This window comes from Cytobacillus citreus, from assembly GCF_018343665.1.
Lineage (GTDB): Bacteria > Bacillota > Bacilli > Bacillales > Cytobacillaceae > Cytobacillus > Cytobacillus citreus.
On record NZ_JAGYPM010000001.1, the window covers coordinates 304,894 to 325,521 of the forward strand.

The following is a 20,628-nucleotide window of genomic DNA, read 5'->3' on the forward strand; positions in this document are numbered from 1 at the left end:
ACAAGGTTTATTCCTCTTTTGGTAGAGGTCAGATGTGGTACGATATCAATCGTCGTTTCACCGAATCCCTTTACATATACATTTTTAGGCGGGATCAATGTGGAAAAAAGAAAGTCAGTCAGAAAACCTATCTTTCTGCTGTTCCTCATCATTTCATCCATTGTAATTATGTTTTTCATTCCATTTAGGCAAGCACTTGTATTTGAATTTCAGGATACTGGAAGACCACTTGCCTATATCCCTTTCTCAAAGGAAGAGACATTTAAAATTAAATATACTCATTCTATTCATTTATCTGATGTGGTAGAAAGCTATAAGATAACAGAAAAAGGTTATATTCAGCAATATGAGCTGATGTATGAAGATTTTTCGATCGGTATGCCAGAAAATGCTTCAGAAGGCGAGATTTTTGAACAAAAAGATGGAAAGTATTTTTTGAAAAATATGAACCGTATTTTTCCTTCATTTGACCTGCGTATCGGAAAAGTTAGAGCTAACCACAGAGTAATATTTATGAATGAAGAGTATCAGCTGTCTAAATATATTGAACCAGGAACATGGATCAGAATTAAATTCAAAAAAATCAATATTTTCCAGCAATTGAAAGGAGTGAACATCCTTGAGTCAACATGAAACTTTATCTCAAGAACAACAACAGGAATTACTTGAAAAATATGACCCAGAAGCTGGAACGAGAAAACTCAAAGGAATAATGGGAAAGGTTGTTTTTATTGGTTTATTATCATTCTCTTTATTCCAGCTTTACACGGCTATTTTTGGAATGCTTACTGCTCAGCTGCAAAGATCCATTCATTTAGGATTTGCACTGGCACTCATTTTCTTATTATTCCCTGCTAGAAAAAAAGATCGCGGTATCAAGAATAAGCCAGCTTGGTATGATTATATACTTTCTCTTGCATCTGTAGCAGTCGGGGCATACTGGCCGCTTATGATTGACGAGCTTGTCATGAGGGTCGGCAGACTAACGACTCTTGACTTTATTATTGGTTTAATGGCGATCATCCTCGTATTGGAAGCTACTCGAAGAGCAGTTGGCCTTCCGATAACAATTATAGCGGGTCTCTTTTTGGCGTACGCAGTCTATGGACCTTATATGCCAGGCTTCTTGGCCCATCGTGGATTAGATTTGGAAAGACTTGTGCAAACGATGTTTTATACGACAGAAGGGATTCTCGGTACGCCTTTAGGGGTATCGTCGACTTTTATTTTCTTATTCCTACTGTTTGGATCATTTCTTGTAAAAACTGGGGTTGGACAGTATTTCAATGACTTAGCCTTGTCAATAGCAGGAAAGAGAATTGGAGGACCTGCAAAAGTAGCTATTTTCTCCAGTGCTTTACAAGGAACAATAAGTGGAAGCTCTGTTGCAAACGTAGTTACATCAGGATCATTTACGATCCCAATGATGAAAAAGCTAGGCTATAAGAAAGAATTTGCTGGGGGAGTAGAGGCAGCTGCTTCTACAGGTGGACAGCTTATGCCTCCAATAATGGGCGCTGCTGCTTTCTTAATGGTAGAATTTATTGGTGGTATTACTTACTGGGAAGTTGCAAAAGCTGCAGCAATTCCTGCGTTGCTATATTTTACTGGCATTTGGATTATGACCCACTTTGAAGCAAAGCGTGTAGGTTTAAGTGGATTGAAAGACGAAGAAATGCCAGATCGTAAAGAAGTTTTAAAGAATATATACCTGCTCTTACCGATTCTTGGTGTTATTATTCTTTTAATGAGCGGAATGAGTGTAATACGTGCTGCATTATGGTCAATTGTGATAACAATTGCAGTGAGTGCGATTCGTAAAGAAACACGAATCAGCTTTAAGGATGCAATTGACGCACTTGTAGAAGGTGCACGTACAGCTCTAGGTGTAGCTTCAGCTACAGCGGCAGCTGGAATAATCGTTGGGGTAGTAACTAAAACTGGCTTAGGGTTAAAGCTTGCTAACGGCTTGCTTGATCTTGCTGGCGGCGCCTTAATTCCAACCTTAATGTTAACAATGCTAGCAGCTCTTGTTCTAGGAATGGGTTCACCTACTACAGCAAATTATGTTATTACATCAACGATTGCAGCACCAGCTATCATTCTATTAGGTGTTCCAGATTTGCCTGCACATTTATTCGTATTCTACTTCGGTATCATTGCAGATATTACACCACCAGTTGCTTTAGCAGCATTTGCTGCCGCTGGGGTATCTGGGGGCGATCCAATTAAGACCGGGGTCAGCTCAGCTAAGCTAGCCATTGCAGCTTTCATCATTCCGTATATGTTCGTCCTTTCACCGGAATTATTAATGATTGATACAAATTGGTATACCTTAATTTGGGTGGTTTGTACAGCATTAGCCGGTATGACTGCAATTGGAGCAGGGGTAATCGGATATTGGTTTAGAAAACTTGTATGGTATGAGAGAATTCTAGCGTTAGCTGGTGGACTTCTGTTAATTGATCCAAATGGAATTACAGATATGATCGGAATAGGTTTATTTGTCGCTGTGATCGCGTTGCAGTTTATTTTCAAGCGTGATAATATGACAAAACATCAACAAACTGCTTGATAATGGAAGGGAGCACCTGAAAAAGGACGCTCCCTTTTCTTATTAGTCATCCATGAATCAAAATTCACCACAGAGAATGAAAGATGATTACGTTCTTTCATGGTAGGACATTAGATGAATTACAGAAGAGTAAATGGTAAAATAAAGAAAAAACTAGAGGGTTATTTATGAAAATAATCGAAGCTAATGTTGCTGGAAAACAAATGAATGGAAACTTTTTGTTACATGATATCTCAATAAGTATTAATCAAGGGGAAAAGGTTGCCATAATCGGTCATAACGGGTCAGGAAAAAGCAGCCTTTTAAAGCTCATTGGAGGAATTTTTGAGTATTCTAGTGGCGATATAAAACGAGCGAAGATTAAAACTGCCTATGTGCCAGAACACTTCCCGGAAAATATCCGTTTTAAAATGCAGGAGTATTTATTATTAATGGGTAAAATGTCTGGAGGGCAAGGTGACGAGTTGTCGAAACAAATCTCAGCTTATGCGAAAAGTTTTGATATTGAAGAATTCTTACATACACCTTTAAAAAATTGCTCAAAAGGAACAAAGCAGAAAGCTGGTATTATTCAAGCTTTGCTTATGGATCCAGAATTATTATTATTGGACGAGCCATTGACAGGATTAGATGAGATGGCTCAGCTGGAATTAGTAAATCAGCTAGAGTCAAAGATGGGAAACAATACGATTATTTTTACAGTTCACGAATCCATGCTAATTGATCGGTTAGCGGATCGAGTGCTAACGATTAAGAATGGTAGAATTGTTGATGATAGTATAATGACTAAAAAAGAAAAACAAATGGTTATAAAAGCGGTGATCCCTAAACACTTACAAGTCCAAGGGCTTCCGTGTATTAGTTATGAATTTATGGATGAAAACATTGTTGAAATGACGGTTTTGTCCGCGGATTCAAATAAATTACTAAAAGAGCTCCTTGAGCAAGATTATTTCATTTTAGAGTTAAGAGAAAAGAGGTAGAAAGTTGTTAACCTTTGTTCGTTACCAATTAATCAGCTTTATTCGTTCATTGAAATTTATTCCTCCAGTTATCATTTATTTAACGTGGGTATTTATATTATATGCCTATAAGAACGTTCCGATTTTAAGCAGCTATGGTGCATCATCAATTGCCCTTTACATGACAATGACTTGGATTTCTATGGCAATATTTACGATGGAAGAAGATAGTGAAAAGCATATTCTTTTTACACATGTTGGCGGTAAGCAAAAATACCTTATAGGTAAATGGTTTGCAGTGCTAGCTTTCATGATTCCTCTCGCATTTTTTGCGATTTTTTATCCTCTTTTAGCCAGTAGTTTCAAAGGAAGTATGACGGTTAGCCTTTATGCCATGGCTTTCTATAGTCATATTATATTCGGGATGTTTGGTATTTTAATAGGTACACTTTTTTCAGCCACAACCTTTGCGATGAAGAAATATTCGTGGCTCTCTGCTGTCTTTGTCTTAGTCGTATCCCTTGCTTCAAAATCATTGATTGAGACGGTTTCATTATTGAAATGGGGCTTATGGGTTTTTCCCCCGGTTTTTGAAGTTATTGACTATATGAGCGCAGGAGATCAATTGATTGTTAATCAAGTGTTTTGGTTTGATACATTACATGTGCTCCTTTACTTAATTATAGGAATAATGATGGCTATTTTGCTTTTTTTGAAAAAGGAACAGTAAAATATTTATTGACTTTTTCCGTTATTTACATATAATTAAATATGTACTTAATATTGGATCTGATAGTTCAGCGGGAGAACACTACCTTGACAGGGTAGGGGTCGGGGGTTCAAATCCCTCTCAGATCATTGGGTGCCAAACCCGTAGAAACCCTTCGGAACAAAGGGTTTCCGTACAAAAGACCGCTTTTTTGAAGGCGGTCTTTTTCTATGTTTGATTTATTCTTTTTTGTAAAATCCACATTTATTGCACATTTATTATTGTAGGTTATCTAAATAAGGCTTTTTCAAACTTTTCAGCAATTTTCCTTTGTAAGTCGGGACTAACGTGTGAATAGAAATCCAGTGTAACTTGAACACGACTATGTCCTAATCTATCAGCAACAATTTTTGGATTTTCACCTAGAGCCATAAAAGTAGTGGCGTGTAAATGACGTAAATCGTGAAAAGTTATTTTAGATATTTTAGCTTCCTCAATTTGATGTTGAAATTGGCGTAACAGATTTCGCGGCTCAATTGACTTTCCATCTAGTGTGCAAAATACAAAATCATTTACAGAATATAGCTTTCCAAACTTTTTTCTGTTAATTGCTTGATTATTTTGATGTTCTCTTAAGATATTTACTAGAAAATCTGAAATTGCAATTATTCGATTAGATGATTCTGTTTTAACCTCTTTTAAAATAATTCCATTTTTTCTCGTACGAGTTAAGCTTCTCTGAACATGAATTGTACCACCATTAAAATCTATATCCGACCATTTCAGTCCGAGTACTTCTCCACGGCGCATTCCAGTGAAAATGGTAGTAATGTATGGTGCTTCTATCCCCTTTTTTTTAACTAGATCGATAAAATTTTTCTTTTCTTGGAGAGTCCATAAGCTTTTTTTCTTATTGTTTTTAACTACAGGAGGAGAAGAATCAAGTACAGGATTATGCTTAATTAACTTCCATTTAAGTGCTTTATCAAAAGCTTGATTTAACAGAGAATACATAATGCGAATATATGCTGGTGACAAATCATCTTCTAATTTACTTTCGAAAAATTCATCAATCGTTAAGCTATCAATCTCACTTATCCTCCTTACACCAAATCCAGAAACTAAATGTTTATTAACAAGGTATTCACGAGATTCAGCAGTAGTTACTTCTACATTAGCGCCTGACGGACTAGAGCAGCAACCCTGTGACTAGGCCTACCAGGGGGATAGGGCAATGCTGGGGAGCAACCCGAGCCTCCATTTACATTATTATATAACTGTGGTGGGATTTTCTAATATAAATTTGTTCTATAATTCTGATAATTCAACATATAATTAGAATGACTGCTAAATATTAGGAGGGATATTTAGGGGAACTATAGGAAACTCTGAATTTTAACATTGTCTACTGGTCTATCAATTGAATTCTGGCTCAAATGTACTTAATGCATCATTGGGAAATGAGAAGCCTAATAACGTGGTAGAGGCTTTGTTTCCAGAAAAAGTAACGAAAGAAAAAGCAAAAGAAGTAACACTTGCGTTTCTAAAAAAGTTACCTGAAAGCAGCGAATATCAGCTAGATTCCGCCCCCTACTGTAACTAAGTATTAATAATTCATTTCTAAAATCATTTATTAACATTTATCTTTTTGGAAATCTAGATGATGAAGTATGAAGAGAAGGGGGATTATTTTGATTAAGAGATTATTAATTGGTGTAGGGTCTATAGTGATTATTATAACTATTCTAGGATTTTCCATTTCTCATGTTGCGAAATCCGAAGCCATTAAAACTGCCCAAAAAGCAGCCGCGTTGCCGCCCGGAATTATAAAAGATCATCCATATTTGCCTCCAAGTATGGATGAGGTACCTGCAGGCGAGGAAGGCGATCTTATTAGACTGGGTTACAAACAACATGAAGAGACAAGTACGGTTTTAGATGGATATGATAAAAGTACATTAAGCTGCGGAAGTTGTCATGCAAACGGGGGAGTAAGATCTTCTTTAGATATAGTAGGTGTAACGAAAACCTATCCACAGTATAATTCAAGAGCTGGAAAAGTAATGACTATCGAAGATCGTATTAACGGTTGTTTTAAACGAAGCTTGAATGGAACACCCCTTCCATTAGACAGTAAAGAAATGAAAGCATTTGTTGCGTATTATACCTATATTTCGCAGAATGTTCCAGACGGGACAAAAGATCGACCATGGGCAAAGCTAGATAAACCTAAAGGTGATATTACAAAAGTTAATGTTGATAAAGGAAGAGAAATTTTTAATGAGTCATGTATTGTCTGCCATGGTGAAGATGGAAATGGCAATGGGTGGAACGATTTAGCTGTTTGGGGTGAAAATTCTTTTAATGATGGGGCCGGCATGAACAGGATTAGAACAACAGCCGGTTTCATTAAAGGATATATGCCAAAAGTGCCTGTTGGTGGACGTGAACCAGGTTCATTGTCGGAACAGGAAGCCATGGATATTGCTGCCTATATTCTATCAATGGGGCGGCCGAACTTACCTGAAAAAATTTATGATTGGCCAAATGGTGATGCACCAGATGATGCTGCATATGAAACATTAGCTGGGCATAAGGGAGATAAAAAATAAAATAATATTATGATAAAAAATTTTGGAGCGTGGTTTTAATCCCACGCTCTCAGATTTTCGCCGTTAGACCCGTTACGATGAGCCGTATCACAAATGGTAAAGCGAAGATTTTCGATTACAAACTAGTATTTTGAGGGTGGAAATTCGTCATGATTTGGTTCATGCTTTGCGCTATCTATAACTTGGTGTTTGGCGTCTTTCATTTAATTTTCTGGAAATTACTCGTATGGAAAGTTGAATTAAAGCGGGTGTCACCAAATAATAGAGCGGTTATGCAGACGTTGAATTTGTGTTTGACATTTACGTTTTTTTTAATTGCCTATTTGTATATTTTTCATACGGACGAAATGGGTACTACATCAATAGGTAAAGCGATTAGATATGGGGTATTGCTATTTTGGATTATGAGAACTATTTTGCAAATCATGCTTTTTAATCTGAAGAAAAGGGTGCATCAAATACTGCTGGTTATATTCTTGGCAGGTGTGGTAATTCATTTAGCAGCTATAGTTAACTTGTAACATTATCTTATTAGAAAAGTAATTGTCTGCTTTACCATAAACAAATAGTGACCCACGGAAGTTCTATATTGTATGGGGGAACCGCCTTACAATCAAAATAGTTTATATCGCAATATTAAGCACTTCAGCCACGTGGAGTGTGGAGTGTCAACACATCGTAGTGACAAATTATGGGCGCCTAAACCGGTTGTCAATAACAAAATGCAGCCTAACCTCTAAAAAAAGCTGTATATTTAAGCTTTATGAATTGAATTCCGAATTTCTTTATAATACGGGTTGTGTATCAGACCAATGATGTTTCCATACGGATCCACCACCGATGCAGTAATCCAATCAGTTCCACCACCGATGCAGTAATCCAATCAGTTCCACGCTCGGTGAGGGGGTCATATTCAATGGCTCCCAGCCCCTTTAGTTTTTCTAGCATTCCGACAACGTTATCCACATGCCAATACAGAATTGCTCCTCCTACACCTGTTAAGCTGGCTGCCTTGGAGGCATATTTCTTATCTATAATGCCGAGCTCGTCTTGGAAGTCACCAATCCGAAATTCAAGGTAAGCAGGGTTCTCGGCATTCGGGCGCTGGAAGTAAGGCTCTACTCCTAAAAGTTTTGTATACCATTCTCTTGCTACCTTCAGATCCTCTGCCCAGAAACTAACATATGCCATACCGCGTAAAATTGGTGCAATTGTCATCGATATCAACCTCCACTTTGGTTAATGTATGAACATCTACAAAAGGATTTATGTTACTTTTATTGTAGGTGATGACATGAAAACTGTGTTACAAAAATCCGCAGAAAATTTTTAAGTTGACGGGCGCTTGGATCCTACCGGATTCATGCAACATATCAGCTTTCAAACCTATATACCACCTGCCAGTCTTACGCCATTCATTGGCCATTTTTGGAACCTGAGTTGGAATCGCGCCAGTCAACAACCTTATATTTTGGAACAAGTTATGCATCGCCCTTACGTGGACATCTATGTTTCCAAGCATGATTCGGGCATTCAATTTACATTCCGGGACAAACGAGATTATTTAGCGGCCGAGAACGGCAGAATTATTGGAGCCCGACTTCTGCCAGGCGCGTTCCGTACTTTTTGGCGCGGGTCGCTGGCTGGATTGCATAATGAAACGATTTCAGTGTTCTTAAAGGGGGCACGTCCCGAAAGTGCGGATTTACAACGCTAAGCAACTTGTAATGTTAAAAATGGAAGATTTCACAACGATAAGACTTTTGAGACAAGTCATATGAGATATTCAAAAGAAATCGATTAAGTCTTAATAGATTAAACTCCATTGGGATGTTTTGAGAAAAAAAATAGGGTGCTAGACTTTTTAATCTAACACCCTGCTTGAATACTCCACAACGTTAGCGCTTTGAGGATAAGGCACTTTTAATTAATTGACTTCTATATCCCCTTTTAGGGTACCTCTGTAGTGATATTCATTGCCAATTTTGATGCTGATCGTTGCTTTTCCAGTGAATGGATCTTTCTTATCCATAGTAACAAGGATTGGTATGGATTTTTGTGAGTTCTTCAATTTGGTTGTACCTGTAAAACTTGCCCACCCTTTATAGGTTTGAATCACACCAATTTCTTCGAGTTTTATATGAATATCGTTTTCTTTATCAATAAATTGAACTTTTGCTTTTGATCGTGCATGACCTGCTTTCTGCTCTATATAAATGTCGATCTGTGCTTTTCCTTGATTTTCATTCACTAGCTGTCCCTTAGCAGAAATTTTATTTTCTTTCTTATTTAATGGCCGGCTAGGCATATCATACTTGCGTTTTAAAGCTTGTCCAGCTTGTATATTGGTTAACTTACTGTCCTTTACTGCAAATTGCCCATTAACGATGACATGATAAATGCCCTCCGCATACTGCTTTGGATTATCAAAAGTAGCTTTATCAATTACCGTATTAGCATCAAATATAGTAATATCTGCTGCCATTCCTTCAGCAATAAATCCTCGATCCACCATTCCAATAATGCTGGCAGGGAGTCCAGTCATTTTCTTCACAGCTTCTTCCAGGGACAATAATCTGTCTTTTCTAACAAGCTTTCCTAAAACTCGAGGCTGCGTTCCATATCTTCTAGGGTGTGTACTGCTTGACTCTGTAGCTCCTCCATCAGAAGCGATTGCGGTAGTGGAATTCATTAAAATTCGTTCAAAATCTTCTTGAGAACCAAAGAAATAAATTGTTCTTAGACTACCTTCTTTTTCGAGAATTTGCATGGTAGCTTCTCCAGGTGAAACACCACTCTCTGTAGCAATATCCTGTAAGGTAGTTTGCTTTGTTGGGAAATAGACATCATTGGCATCCTTTACTCGGCTTTGAATGGTTTGATGAATTTCTTCTTCAATCTGTCCGCGCATACTAGGATCAGCAAAACGTTTAAGCATTTCTTCCCGTCCACCATCTTGAACCCACTGTGGGACAATGGCAGTCAATCCCGTTTGGCTTGCCAAATAAGGATACTGATCAGCTGCTGCAAATATACCCCGATTATTTGCCTCTTGAATCAACTTAACAGTCTCTACAGATTTCCCCCAGTTATCGGGTCCCATGACCTTCATATGGGTAATAACGGGCACAATGCCTGCACTTTCGCCTATTTCGATGGTTTCAGCTGTTGCTTCCAGTACATGATTATTTTCATTCCTGATATGATTAGGGAAGTTTGTCCTCCATTTTTCTGCAACGCTGACAACATTTATGACTTCTTGCATTTGTGCATAATTACCTGGGGCGTAGAATAGGCCCGCAGAAATTCCCCAGGCTCCGTCTTGTAGGGCTTTTTCTACAAGGGATCTCATCTCAAAGATTTCATCAGAAGTGGCACGGCGATCGTCATACCCTACAACCTCTTCCCAGACCGAATTAAATCCAATATAACTTCCGATGTTGATAGCAAGTCCTTTGTCTTCAAGCTCCGACATATACGAAAGGTCAACTGGCCCTCCTCCATCCGGACTTATCAATTCGGTCGTAACCCCTTGAGTTAATGAACTTTTTGCCGTCGAAAGGACTTCGGTATCCGCATGACTATGAATATCAATAAATCCTGGAGAAACTATTTTCCCATCTACATTGATTTCTGTTTTTCCAGAAGCTTTGTCCAGGTTACCAATGGATAGGATATACCCGTCGGAAATACCAATATCTGCTGTGTAGCGTTTTGATCCAGTACCATCAATAATCATTCCATCATGTAGGATAAGATCAAATTCCTGCTTTGTTTTCGCCTTTGATTGTTCAGTTTTAGGGTATCCTGCAAGTGAAATTCCCAAAAGTAATGCAACAACTACTAATACCGAAAAAAAACTTTTGCTTAACCTTTTCATCTTAGTGCCTCCTTTATTATCATTTAAATTACTGAATAATGCTTTCCACCTTCTTAAGCAACAGATAAATAGACAAAATCATATTATCATAATTTACTGATTTCTCTAATGTTTCTGTCTATTTTGATTAAATATTACTATTATGCAAATGCCTTTTCTCCTAAAGTTTTCATTAAACTTAATTGGCCTAGTATTAGGGATATTATATGTAAACTTTAATGACTTAGTTGGATGAAATTTATTATCACAACAATTGATAACTCAATTGAATGAAACAGCAAGCAATAAGGGGATAGATGTATCTATTACAAGTGCTTATATGATGGGGCAGTTATTGGTGTTACCTTTTACGTAGAAGGAAACGTTTAGACTGAACAAGATGGTCAGCTTATGGGTTTTTATGAAATATTTGATGGAAATGAAGATATTGAAGATAGTAAAGAAATCGTATATGGGTATTTTTGCACATCCCCCGAAAAAGGGGAATAACATTTTAGTATTTAATTAATAAATGATTACGACCGCTAAAATAGTCTTTTCTAATGAACCCATGCGTTTTCAAACTATACGATATAGCATTAATTTTATTCCAGCTCTCTTTTTTTCATTTATGAATTGTGTCCTTTTTTATGCTTGGATAATTCAAAAAAATGAGGGTAAGTTAAGATGATTACTTCCATTTTCAATGCTGGAAGTGAAGGGCATAAAAAGATTGGAATATTTTCTAAATGTCAATATCTAGAAGAAAAAATAACAAAATAATTTGACAATTTAGTGAACTTAGTTAAATAATATATGTAAAGGAGGTTAAGTGTTATGAAATCGAATGCGAAAATATTAAATGCAATAAAATATGTGGGTGGAATCGTACTGACAATGGGAATCATTACATTTTTACTTGGTTTTTTTGAAAAAGGTTCCAGTGTGCTAACTCCAATTGGCATCGGAACAGTTATGGGAGCTATTTTCATCTTTTTAATGGGTGTGTTTTTTGTGGCGACGGAAGAGATGCTTGAGAAAATTGATAAAGGAATTGCCATTGCTCCAATCAAAATAAAATAGGAGCGCCATGATGGACACTCCTATTAAGACATCTTTTTAAATATAACCCCAGATCATAGTAAGCAGTGTACCAAAAACGGTAACTAGTGCTATGAAAATTGCGTAATATAGGTTCGTGTAGATCGAGCCTCTATCTCCAGTTTCCCCAGCGTGCATAAATACAACTAATTGTAGAGCCGCTTGTATGAATGCTGTAATTAGAAGAACTGTCATGCCTGTTGTGAATGGCATGTCTAAGAAGTAAACCAAAAGAGCTACTGCTGTAAGGATTAGTGAAAATACAAAACCCATTACTTGTTTACGCGGGAATAATTCACTCATGTTTACATCAGTCCTTTCAAGTAGATGAAGCTGAAAATGAAGATCCAAACAACGTCTAGGAAATGCCAATAAAGTGAGAAAATAAAAGATTTATTGGCAGTTTCAGGAGTCAATCCACGCTTCCTAACTTGAAGGACGATGGATAATCCCCAAAATAAACCAAATGTAACATGCGCTCCATGAGTCCCTAATGTTGTTAATAGGATCGCTGTAAATGCACTAGTTTGTAGTCCGGCACCGACGTGATAAAAGTGATTAAACTCAAAAATCTCGACGCTTAAGAATACTAGACCAAGAAGTAGGGTAATCCCAAAAAATGTCATCATGGCCTTCTGTTTGCCGAGACGCATGGCATGAATTGCTAATCCAATCGTAAAGCTACTAGTTAAAAGTACAAATGTTTCAATCAGTAATGGTGCTATTTCAAAAATATCAGCTCCAGTAGGACCGTTACCTGTACGATCCACTAATGTGAAATATGCGGCGAAAAGGGTACCAAACAGCATAATTTCGGCGCCAATAAAAATCCAGAATCCTAAAATATTTATTTGATTTTGCCCTGTACTATATTCAAGAGGCAGCGAGTTATCTATTTTCATTAATTAAGCACCTCGCGATGTTTCAGTTTTTTTAATTTCATTAACAGAGATGTAACGTCCGTGATCTTTCTCAAAGGAACGAAGAGCCATACAAGCAAAAATCCCAATTGTTGATATGATGACAGGAATCCACATTCCGAATATAAATGAGAATCCCCATGCAAAGAAGATACAGCCCATAATGAAAGGAACGCCGCTGTTATTTGGCATATGAATTTTTTCATATTCACCAGTGAATAGTTCATGACCATGTTTCTTAGCATCCCAGAATGCTTCAGCTGAATTAACTTGAGGCGTAATAGCAAAGTTATATTCTGGCACTGGACTATGTGTAGCCCACTCAAGAGAACGTGCATCCCATGGATCTGAACTAATATCTCTTGAAGCGTAACGAGTGCTGTAGTAAATATTGTACACGATTAAACAGAAACCGATAGCAAATCCAATTGCTCCAATGAACGAAAGCATATTCAAAAATCCAAATCCAGTTGATTCAGAGTAAGTGTACATACGACGTGCTTGACCGTCTAATCCAGAGAAAAACATTGGCATGAATGCTAAGAGAGTGCTCATGGAGATAACCCATGCTCCTACTTTTCCTATTTTTTCATTCAACTTGAAACCAAACATTTTTGGCCAGTAGTAATGGAGAGCAGCAAGCATGGCGAACACGACACCAGGAATAATAACCATGTGGAAGTGAGCGACTAAAAACATCGTATTATGGTATTGGTAGTCGGCAGCTGACATTCCAAGCATTACCCCAGTAACCCCACCGATTGTGAAAATCGGAATGAACAATAATGAATAAAGCATTGGAGTGGTAATGACAATTTTACCTTTCCAAAGAGTAAATAACCAGTTGAATATCTTAACTCCTGTTGGAACAGCAATCGCCATTGTTGTAATCGAGAAGATACTGTTCGTTAAAGCCCCTTGGCCCATTGTAAAGAAATGATGTGTCCAAACTAAGAATGATAATAGAGAGATTATGACCATTGAGCCAACCATTGATTTATAGCCATATAGATTGCGGCGTGAAAAGGTTGAGATAATCTCACTATAAATACCAAATGCCGGTAGAATTAAAATGTACACTTCAGGATGTCCCCAAACCCAGAAGAAGTTCGCCCAAAGCATATCCATACCACCATTTGCTGTAGTAAAGAAGTTTGTTGCAAACAAACGGTCCATCGTGCCCATGAGAAGTGCTACGGTTAATACCGGGAAAGCAAAAACGATAATAGCGTTCGTAACTAAAGCAGACCATGTGAACATTGGCATTTTCATTAGTGTCATGCCAGGTGCTCTCATTTTTAAAATAGTAGTGATAAAGTTAATCCCTGTCATTAATGTACCAAGACCAGCAATCTGAAGAGCAAGCATATAATAGTTTGTTCCTACAGATTCACTAAATTCATTACCTGCAAGTGGAAAATAAGAAGTCCAACCTGCATCAGGAGAACCACCAACGACGAAAGAGATGTTTAATAACATCGCTCCCATAAAAAATAACCAAAAGCTCAGCGCGTTTAGTCTTGGGAAAGCTACGTCACGAGCACCAATTTGTAATGGAACGACGAAGTTCATGAAGGCCATAATGAAGGGCATGGCCATAAAGATGATCATAACGATCCCATGTGTAGTGAATATTTCATTATAGTGCTGAGCATCTAGCAGCGTGTTTTCAGGTACTGCTAGTTGAGCACGCATCATAATTGCATCTGCGCCACCGCGGAATAGCATTAATAAAGCAGATATTAAATACATAATACCAATACGTTTATGGTCAACTGTTGTTAACCATTCACGCCATAAATAGCCCCATTTTTTAAAATAGGTCAAGCCAGCGATAATTGCGATAACTGTAAGTCCAATGGCAACCATCGATACATAAATAGCAGGACTTGGATGTGGTACGGCAAATCGATCAAAGTAATCCATACATTTGTGACTCCTTTCAGGAATTCTTGATATATAAAACTAGCTTTTTGTTTTAGCGTTCGTTAAACCTAGTGGTGGTTTTGATTAGAATGTTCTTCATGTGAATCATCGACTGATTTTTCTGATTTAGATGATCCGTGATGATGTCCACCATTTTCACCTTCTGGAGGAGGCATGAATTCCAAGTGAGTTCCAGTGTAAGTGGACTGCCCAACATGACCTGGTTTTAATAATTCATCGAATTTCTCTTCAGTAAGAGGTTCCGCTGCTTTTTTCACTTCCTTAACCCAATCATCAAATTCTTCTTCAGGCATCGCTTTGACATTGAAGGTATTTTCAGCAAATCCTTCCCCACTAAAGTTGGCATTTCGTCCCATGTATTCTCCTGGAACGTCAGCTGCTAAATGCAATGTATTTACCATGTCAGACATTGCGTATTTTTGTCCACCGAGCTGTGGAATCCAGAAGCTCGTGATTGGTCCGAATGAATAGAGTTTAAATTCAAGTGCCCGATCTGTTGGAATATACAAGTAATTAACTGTTTCGATATTCTCTTCTGGGTAACTAAAATGCCACTTCCAGTTAGATGTTGAAGCATATACAATTAAAGGCTCTTTATCTTCATACCCTTTCGGTGCTGACTCTACGATATTGTTACTTTGAACGGATACAAAGGAAAGGTAAGCGACGATTAAAACTGGAATCCCCACACAAATTATTTCAACCCATATATTTGCTTTAATGTGAGGTGGTTCGTAATCTTCACTTTGTTTTGAAGCACGATATTTTACTAGCATAATAAATAAAATTACGAAAACAGCAAGGACAATTATCGACATAATTCCAATCGATAACATGATGTCACTTGCTTGCCTTTCAGCTTGTGGCCCTTTAGGATCCAAAACCAATAGCGGTTCGCATCCTGTTAGCACAGTGACAATAGTGAAAACTATTGATAAAATAGACCATTTTTTTATCATGGAATAACCCCTTCCATTTTTTCTTGTAGTTTCATAGCGCAAAAAATGATTTAACATGTTTCATGATTTACAATTTGATTTTTATATTAGTCGCTCTAATTATGAAAGGCAAGAAAATGTGAACAGTGTCACAAAATGTTCGAAATTACACTAGTAAATATTGGTATATCAACCTTTTCTTATATGATAATGAATCCTTTAATCAAGTCGCTTTTACAAAAGTGGTTGGTTAAATTTCTGCCAAAATGGATGGTATATAATTGTGTGACATATCGTATACTATTATTATTTGGAAAAATAGTATCCTAAAAGATTAATAGTTTATTCAATAAAAGTGTTTAAAAAGTATCTTAAACGATTTTACTTTTATAGTTATTTTTTTATCCTAGTTTAATTTTAGTTTGAATCTAAAATGTCTTAAGAGGTGTAACATGAAGATTATGTATGCTTTAGTTTTCTGTATCTTATTAATCTCAATTGCCTTAACGCTATTAGTAACTCGTAAAGGCGACGAAAATTATAGTAGCTCAACAAGAAGAAATAATAAAAATTTATCTTTAATTTATGGGGTAATTATCATCCTTTCAATAATTGCTCTTGGAGTATATATTTCTTTTTTTGCTTAACACCGATACTGTCATTTAACCTATCGAAGTAAAGGTGCAATAGGTAATATGGAAAAATGATCTTTATTAAGTTTGAATAAATAAAGAAATATGAATACAATAATTAGTATAAAGGGCTAAACAAAGTAATGAGGAATGTAATATATGGATTGGAAACCAGATCGAAAAGCGAAAAAAGCTATATATAAACAGCTTGCAGAATATATCGAAAATGGCATAGCAGATGGTACTTTTCCACCTGATAAACCACTACCTTCCGAAAGATACTTAGCTAAGGAGCTTAACATCAATAGAAGCACAGTTGTTGCCGCATATGACGAATTGGAATCCAATGGGCTCGTTCAAAGAACTAGAGGAAGCGGTACGACCATAAGCAAAGATATTTGGGGGATTACCAAGAAACGTATACCGAGCTGGAATAGGTATATTGAGGCAGGATCCTTTTTGCCTAATTTACCTGTGACTCAAAAAATTCGCAAAGAAATGGCAGAACATAAATTGATCGATTTAGCAAGCGGGGAATTGTCGGAGGATCTTTTTCCTATGGATTCCTTAAGAAAGATTACTTCTACTAGAACTTTTATTGGAAGCTTAGGATATGACCATCCACAAGGCAATGTAATATTAAGAGAAACCATTACAAAACACGTTAAACAATTTCGAAGAATTGAAACAAATCCAGCATCTATACTTATTACATCCGGAGCCCAACAAGCCTTACATTTAGTCGTTCAATGCCTGTTAAAGCCGGGAGATGCAATTGCCATTGAAGAGCCATCTTACCATTACAATCTCCCTGTTTTTAAATCGGCAGGGCTCAAAATATATTATTTACCAGTGGATAAAGATGGAATAAACCCTGATGATTTGGTGTCATTACATAAAAAACATCGAATTCGGATGATATTTTTAAATCCGATTTTTCAAAATCCTACAGGGGCATTACTTCACAATAATCGGCGGAAAACCGTTTTAGAAATATCTTCTGAATATGGGATTCCTGTTGTTGAAGATGATCCATATAGTTTAACGTCCTTTTCAGGAGAAGAGATCTCAACTCTAAAATCGATGGATGTCAATGGAAATGTTTTATATATAAGCTCTTTATCGAAAATCGTTGCCTCAGGACTGCGAATTGGTTGGATAATTGGACCAAGACCCGTTATTGAAAGATTATCAGATGCAAAACAGCAAATAGATTTTGGGCATGCTAGCTTTACTCAATGGATTTCTAATGATTTTTTGGAATCGGAAGAATTTCATTCTCATATCAAAAAATTAGTCAAACAGTTAGAGAAGCGAAGAGATCAAATTGTCAAGAGTCTTAGATTTTATTTACAGGATCAAGTTGACTTTAATATACCGCAGGGTGGAATCCATATTTGGTGCAAGTTAAATAAAGATTTTAATGAAGTACAATTGCTGGAAGAGTCAATCAAAAGAGGGGTTATCTATCTACCTGGAACCACAATGGGATCCAAAAAGGGATTCGTCCGCTTTACTTTTGCAAGGGAAAATGAAGAATCTATAAATGAAGGAATAAAGAGATTTGCCGAAGCACTTAATGCAGTGAATAATAATTATTTAAACCGAGGATCATGAAATTTTCATGATCTTTTTTTTATTTATTTAAAAGTAAATGGATGGTTAAAAAAGAGTATAAGTGGATGGTTATAAAAAAAGTAAATCAATTTATTATTAAATAGTGAGATTTATTCACCATTTACTAAAATAGCAAAAATAATGAGGATGTATTGGTTAAAAAGTGGTGAATGATTCACAATTAACTCTTTACTATGAGAATTATCATACGGATAAATTTCGAAAATTTTTATAGTTCATTTTTAGTGAAAAAGTAATAATGCTAAATCGAAAAGAGAGGATGGACTATGAATAAAATGAATTAAGCTAAAAGGAAAATTTAAGTTTATTAACGTACTAAAGTAAAGTGTGTGTTCAATTAAATATCTGCTAATAAGATCGCATAAGGAAAACTAAGGCATTCGCCAAAAAGGACTTGGCGAAGGCCAAGTTTTTCTAATAAAAGGAGAATGATGTTATGTCTAATGCAGCTGAAACACTTGAAGGTTGGTACTGTTTAAATGATTTTCGCAAAATAGACTGGACAAGATGGAAAACCTTATCAATCAAACAGCGTCAAGAAGCAATTGAAGAGATTTTTGAAGTATGGAATCAATGGACAATTAGCGAAGAGAAAGTGGAAGGAAGCCATGCACTGTTTCAAATTATTGGTCATAAAGCAGATATTATGCTAATGTTCCTGCGACCAACCTTAAAAGAGTTAACTCTCATTGAAACAGCATTTAATAAAACAAAATTCGCTGAATATACAATGCAAACCACTTCTTATGTGTCTGTTGTGGAGCTAAGTAATTATCTTCCGAAAGGGGAAGATCCTTATCGTAAACCAGAAATAAGAGCAAGATTATATCCAAAGATTCCTGAAACAGACTATTTTTGTTTTTATCCGATGAATAAACTGCGTCAAGGTCAAGATAACTGGTATATGTTACCTCACGAAGATCGTAATCAAATGATGAGGAGCCATAGTTTAATTGGCCGAAAATATGCTGGGAAAGTGAAACAAATTATCCTAGGATCAGTTGGGTTCGACGATTATGAATGGGGTGTGGCATTATTTGCGAATGATCCTGTTCAATTTAAAAAACTAATTTACGAGATGCGTTTTGATGAAGTCAGTGCACGTTTTGGAGAATTTGGTTCTTTTTATATCGGCAGTCATTTAACGAAAGAACACTTTAATCGTCTTTTACAGCTATGATTACCTACATTTTGCAGAGGAGAAAGGGTGTTTGAAAAAATTGGTATCTCAATTTGATACTCCATTATTTACAGCTTTAAAAAAACATGCTGAAAAAGAACCGATCCAATTTCATATTCCCGGCCACAAAAAAGGGAATGGTATGGATCCTGAGTTTAGAGAATTTATTGGTGAAAAAGCTCTATCTATAGATTTAATAAATATAGGACCTTTAGATGATTTACATCTTCCGAAAGGAATTATAAAAGAGTCGCAGGAATTAGCGGCTAAAGCTTTTGGAGCGGATTATACTTTCTTCTCCGTACAGGGAACAAGCGGGGCGATTATGGCTATGATTATGTCTGTTTGCGGATCAGGAGATAAAATTTTAGTTCCGCGCAATGTGCACAAATCGATCATGAGTGCGATTGTATTTTCAGGTGCTATCCCTATATTTATTCATCCAGAAGTTGATTCGACTCTCGGTATTTCGCATGGGATTACACCTGATTCTATTGAAAGGGCACTAGCACAACATCCTGATACAAGAGCTGTGCTTGTTATTAATCCAACCTATTATGGTATCTCAGGAGACTTAAAGAAAATTGTAAAAATTGCTCATTCCAGCGAAATTCCTGTACTTGTTGATGAGGCACATGGAGCTCATATCCATTTTCACAAAGAGCTGCCGCTTTCTGCGATGGAGGCAGGGGCTGATTTAGCTGCAACAAGTGTGCATAAATTAGGAGGTTCCTTGACACAAAGTTCTATTTTGAATTTGCGTGGGAATCTTGTTTCTCCTAAGCGTGTCCAATCTGTGTTAAGTATGCTGACGACAACTTCTACCTCATATTTATTACTGTCTTCTTTAGATGTTGCTAGAAAATCATTAGCAACTGTAGGTCAAGCATTACTAGAAGACACAATTCGAAAAGCAGAAGAAACACGTTCAAAAATTAACGAAATTGACTATTTTTATTGTATAGGCAGTGAAATTTTGGAATCTAGTGCTGCAATATCTATGGATCCAACAAAGCTACTAATAAGTGTAAAAGAGCTTGGTATTACAGGATATGAGGTTGAAAAGTGGCTACGAACGCGATTTAATATTGAGGTTGAATTAACTGACCTTTATAACATTCTTTGTATTGTCACACCTGGCGATTCTAAGAAGGATTTGTTGATACTTGTACAAGCTTTAACCGAGCTTTCACATGAGTTTAAAAATCATGCGGATCAAAATATAGACACTTCTGTTTTATTGCCTGAAATTCCTCCTTTGGCTCTAACACCACGCGATGCTTTTTATGCAGAAACGGAAGTGATTCCTTTTGATCAGTCTGCAGGAAGGATAATAGCAGAGTTTGTTATGGTATATCCTCCTGGGATTCCGATCTTTATTCCTGGTGAAATAATTACGGAAGATAATTTAATGTATACAAGAAAAAATATTGAAGCCGGTCTTCCAGTGCAAGGTGCAGAAGATGCTGAATTAAAAACAATTCGTGTGATAAAAGAACATTTTGCTATTAAATGAGAATAAATCATCTTGTACTAGGGAGATAAGACTTAACTT

Annotated in this window: 19 protein-coding genes and 1 tRNA gene; 13 read left to right on the forward strand and 7 right to left on the reverse strand. The window is 36.7% G+C overall.

All coding sequences use genetic code 11. The features are described 5' to 3' along the window. The first annotated feature begins 99 nt into the window (after positions 1–99). The 5 genes from KHA94_RS01615 to KHA94_RS01635 all read left to right on the forward strand — a co-directional run bounded on the left by KHA94_RS01615 (position 100) and on the right by KHA94_RS01635 (position 4,395). The gene (locus tag KHA94_RS01615) at positions 100–633 is read left to right on the forward strand and encodes a DUF1850 domain-containing protein (protein WP_338030675.1); all 534 of its coding nucleotides are present in this window, start codon (positions 100–102) and stop codon (positions 631–633) included. Further along, a complete protein-coding gene (locus KHA94_RS01620) occupies positions 620–2,575 on the forward strand; it encodes a TRAP transporter permease (RefSeq protein WP_213100413.1) in 1,956 nt (651 codons plus the stop codon). The genes KHA94_RS01615 and KHA94_RS01620 overlap by 14 nt, the downstream gene beginning before the upstream one ends. Before the next feature lie 167 nt (positions 2,576–2,742). Continuing rightward, positions 2,743–3,558, forward strand: a complete 816-nt coding sequence (locus KHA94_RS01625) for an ATP-binding cassette domain-containing protein (RefSeq protein WP_213100414.1) — start codon at positions 2,743–2,745, stop codon at positions 3,556–3,558. Positions 3,559–3,562: 4 nt separating this feature from the next. Next, positions 3,563–4,267: a hypothetical protein gene (locus KHA94_RS01630; protein ID WP_213100415.1), complete on the forward strand. Its 705-nt coding sequence runs from the start codon at positions 3,563–3,565 to the stop codon at positions 4,265–4,267. 56 nt (positions 4,268–4,323) lie between these two features. Further along, a tRNA-Val gene (locus KHA94_RS01635) sits at positions 4,324–4,395 on the forward strand. A 139-nt stretch (positions 4,396–4,534) separates the two neighbouring features. Here KHA94_RS01635 and KHA94_RS01640 read toward each other — a convergent pair. Then, positions 4,535–5,284, reverse strand: coding sequence for a tyrosine-type recombinase/integrase (locus KHA94_RS01640; protein WP_213100416.1), 750 nt, complete (start codon positions 5,282–5,284; stop codon positions 4,535–4,537). Between the two features lie 653 nt (positions 5,285–5,937). Between KHA94_RS01640 and KHA94_RS01645 the strand changes: the two genes are divergently transcribed. Together KHA94_RS01645 and KHA94_RS01650 are read left to right on the forward strand one after the other, a co-directional pair. Beyond that, the gene (locus KHA94_RS01645; RefSeq protein ID WP_213100417.1) at positions 5,938–6,858 is read left to right on the forward strand and encodes a c-type cytochrome; all 921 of its coding nucleotides are present in this window, start codon (positions 5,938–5,940) and stop codon (positions 6,856–6,858) included. A gap of 149 nt (positions 6,859–7,007) precedes the next feature. Further along, positions 7,008–7,379 carry a hypothetical protein gene (locus KHA94_RS01650; RefSeq protein WP_213100418.1) on the forward strand — a complete coding sequence of 124 codons (372 nt, stop codon included), beginning with the start codon at positions 7,008–7,010 and terminating at the stop codon, positions 7,377–7,379. A gap of 283 nt (positions 7,380–7,662) precedes the next feature. Here the strand turns inward: KHA94_RS01650 and KHA94_RS01655 are convergent, their stop codons facing one another. Next, entirely contained in the window at positions 7,663–8,076 is a 414-nt protein-coding gene (locus tag KHA94_RS01655; protein ID WP_420828130.1) for a VOC family protein, read from the reverse strand. 145 nt (positions 8,077–8,221) lie between these two features. Between KHA94_RS01655 and KHA94_RS25810 the strand changes: the two genes are divergently transcribed. Further along, positions 8,222–8,575: a DUF6597 domain-containing transcriptional factor gene (locus KHA94_RS25810; protein WP_249365266.1), complete on the forward strand. Its 354-nt coding sequence runs from the start codon at positions 8,222–8,224 to the stop codon at positions 8,573–8,575. Positions 8,576–8,785: 210 nt separating this feature from the next. Here KHA94_RS25810 and KHA94_RS01665 read toward each other — a convergent pair whose 3' ends face one another. Further along, positions 8,786–10,738 carry an N-acyl-D-amino-acid deacylase family protein gene (locus KHA94_RS01665; RefSeq protein WP_213100419.1) on the reverse strand — a complete coding sequence of 651 codons (1,953 nt, stop codon included), beginning with the start codon at positions 10,736–10,738 and terminating at the stop codon, positions 8,786–8,788. 816 nt (positions 10,739–11,554) lie between these two features. Between KHA94_RS01665 and KHA94_RS01670 the strand changes: the two genes are divergently transcribed. Continuing rightward, on the forward strand, positions 11,555–11,800 hold the full coding sequence (locus KHA94_RS01670) for a hypothetical protein (protein WP_213100420.1): 246 nt from the start codon (positions 11,555–11,557) through the stop codon (positions 11,798–11,800). Between the two features lie 36 nt (positions 11,801–11,836). Here KHA94_RS01670 and qoxD read toward each other — a convergent pair whose 3' ends face one another. The 4 genes from qoxD to qoxA all read right to left on the reverse strand — a co-directional run bounded on the left by qoxD (position 11,837) and on the right by qoxA (position 15,644). Beyond that, positions 11,837–12,121, reverse strand: coding sequence for a cytochrome aa3 quinol oxidase subunit IV (gene qoxD, locus KHA94_RS01675; protein WP_213100421.1), 285 nt, complete (start codon positions 12,119–12,121; stop codon positions 11,837–11,839). A gap of 2 nt (positions 12,122–12,123) precedes the next feature. Continuing rightward, on the reverse strand, positions 12,124–12,720 hold the full coding sequence (locus tag KHA94_RS01680) for a cytochrome (ubi)quinol oxidase subunit III (protein ID WP_213100422.1): 597 nt from the start codon (positions 12,718–12,720) through the stop codon (positions 12,124–12,126). Between the two features lie 3 nt (positions 12,721–12,723). Then, on the reverse strand, positions 12,724–14,664 hold the full coding sequence (gene qoxB / locus KHA94_RS01685) for a cytochrome aa3 quinol oxidase subunit I (protein ID WP_213100423.1): 1,941 nt from the start codon (positions 14,662–14,664) through the stop codon (positions 12,724–12,726). Between the two features lie 68 nt (positions 14,665–14,732). After that, positions 14,733–15,644, reverse strand: a complete 912-nt coding sequence (qoxA, locus tag KHA94_RS01690) for a cytochrome aa3 quinol oxidase subunit II (RefSeq protein ID WP_213100424.1) — start codon at positions 15,642–15,644, stop codon at positions 14,733–14,735. Positions 15,645–16,075: 431 nt separating this feature from the next. Between qoxA and KHA94_RS01695 the strand changes: the two genes are divergently transcribed. The 4 genes from KHA94_RS01695 (at position 16,076) to KHA94_RS01710 (ending at position 20,589) form a co-directional block, all read left to right on the forward strand. Then, complete coding sequence (locus tag KHA94_RS01695) at positions 16,076–16,270, forward strand: hypothetical protein (RefSeq protein ID WP_213100425.1); 195 nt, start codon at positions 16,076–16,078, stop codon at positions 16,268–16,270. Positions 16,271–16,414: 144 nt separating this feature from the next. Continuing rightward, positions 16,415–17,872 (forward strand): MocR-like pyridoxine biosynthesis transcription factor PdxR, encoded by a 1,458-nt coding sequence (gene pdxR, locus KHA94_RS01700; protein WP_213100426.1) that lies wholly within the window; start codon positions 16,415–16,417, stop codon positions 17,870–17,872. 457 nt (positions 17,873–18,329) lie between these two features. Then, the gene (gene hemQ, locus KHA94_RS01705; protein WP_213100427.1) at positions 18,330–19,073 is read left to right on the forward strand and encodes a hydrogen peroxide-dependent heme synthase; all 744 of its coding nucleotides are present in this window, start codon (positions 18,330–18,332) and stop codon (positions 19,071–19,073) included. Positions 19,074–19,113: 40 nt separating this feature from the next. Further along, positions 19,114–20,589: an aminotransferase class I/II-fold pyridoxal phosphate-dependent enzyme gene (locus tag KHA94_RS01710; protein ID WP_213101252.1), complete on the forward strand. Its 1,476-nt coding sequence runs from the start codon at positions 19,114–19,116 to the stop codon at positions 20,587–20,589. Positions 20,590–20,628 lie beyond the last annotated feature (39 nt).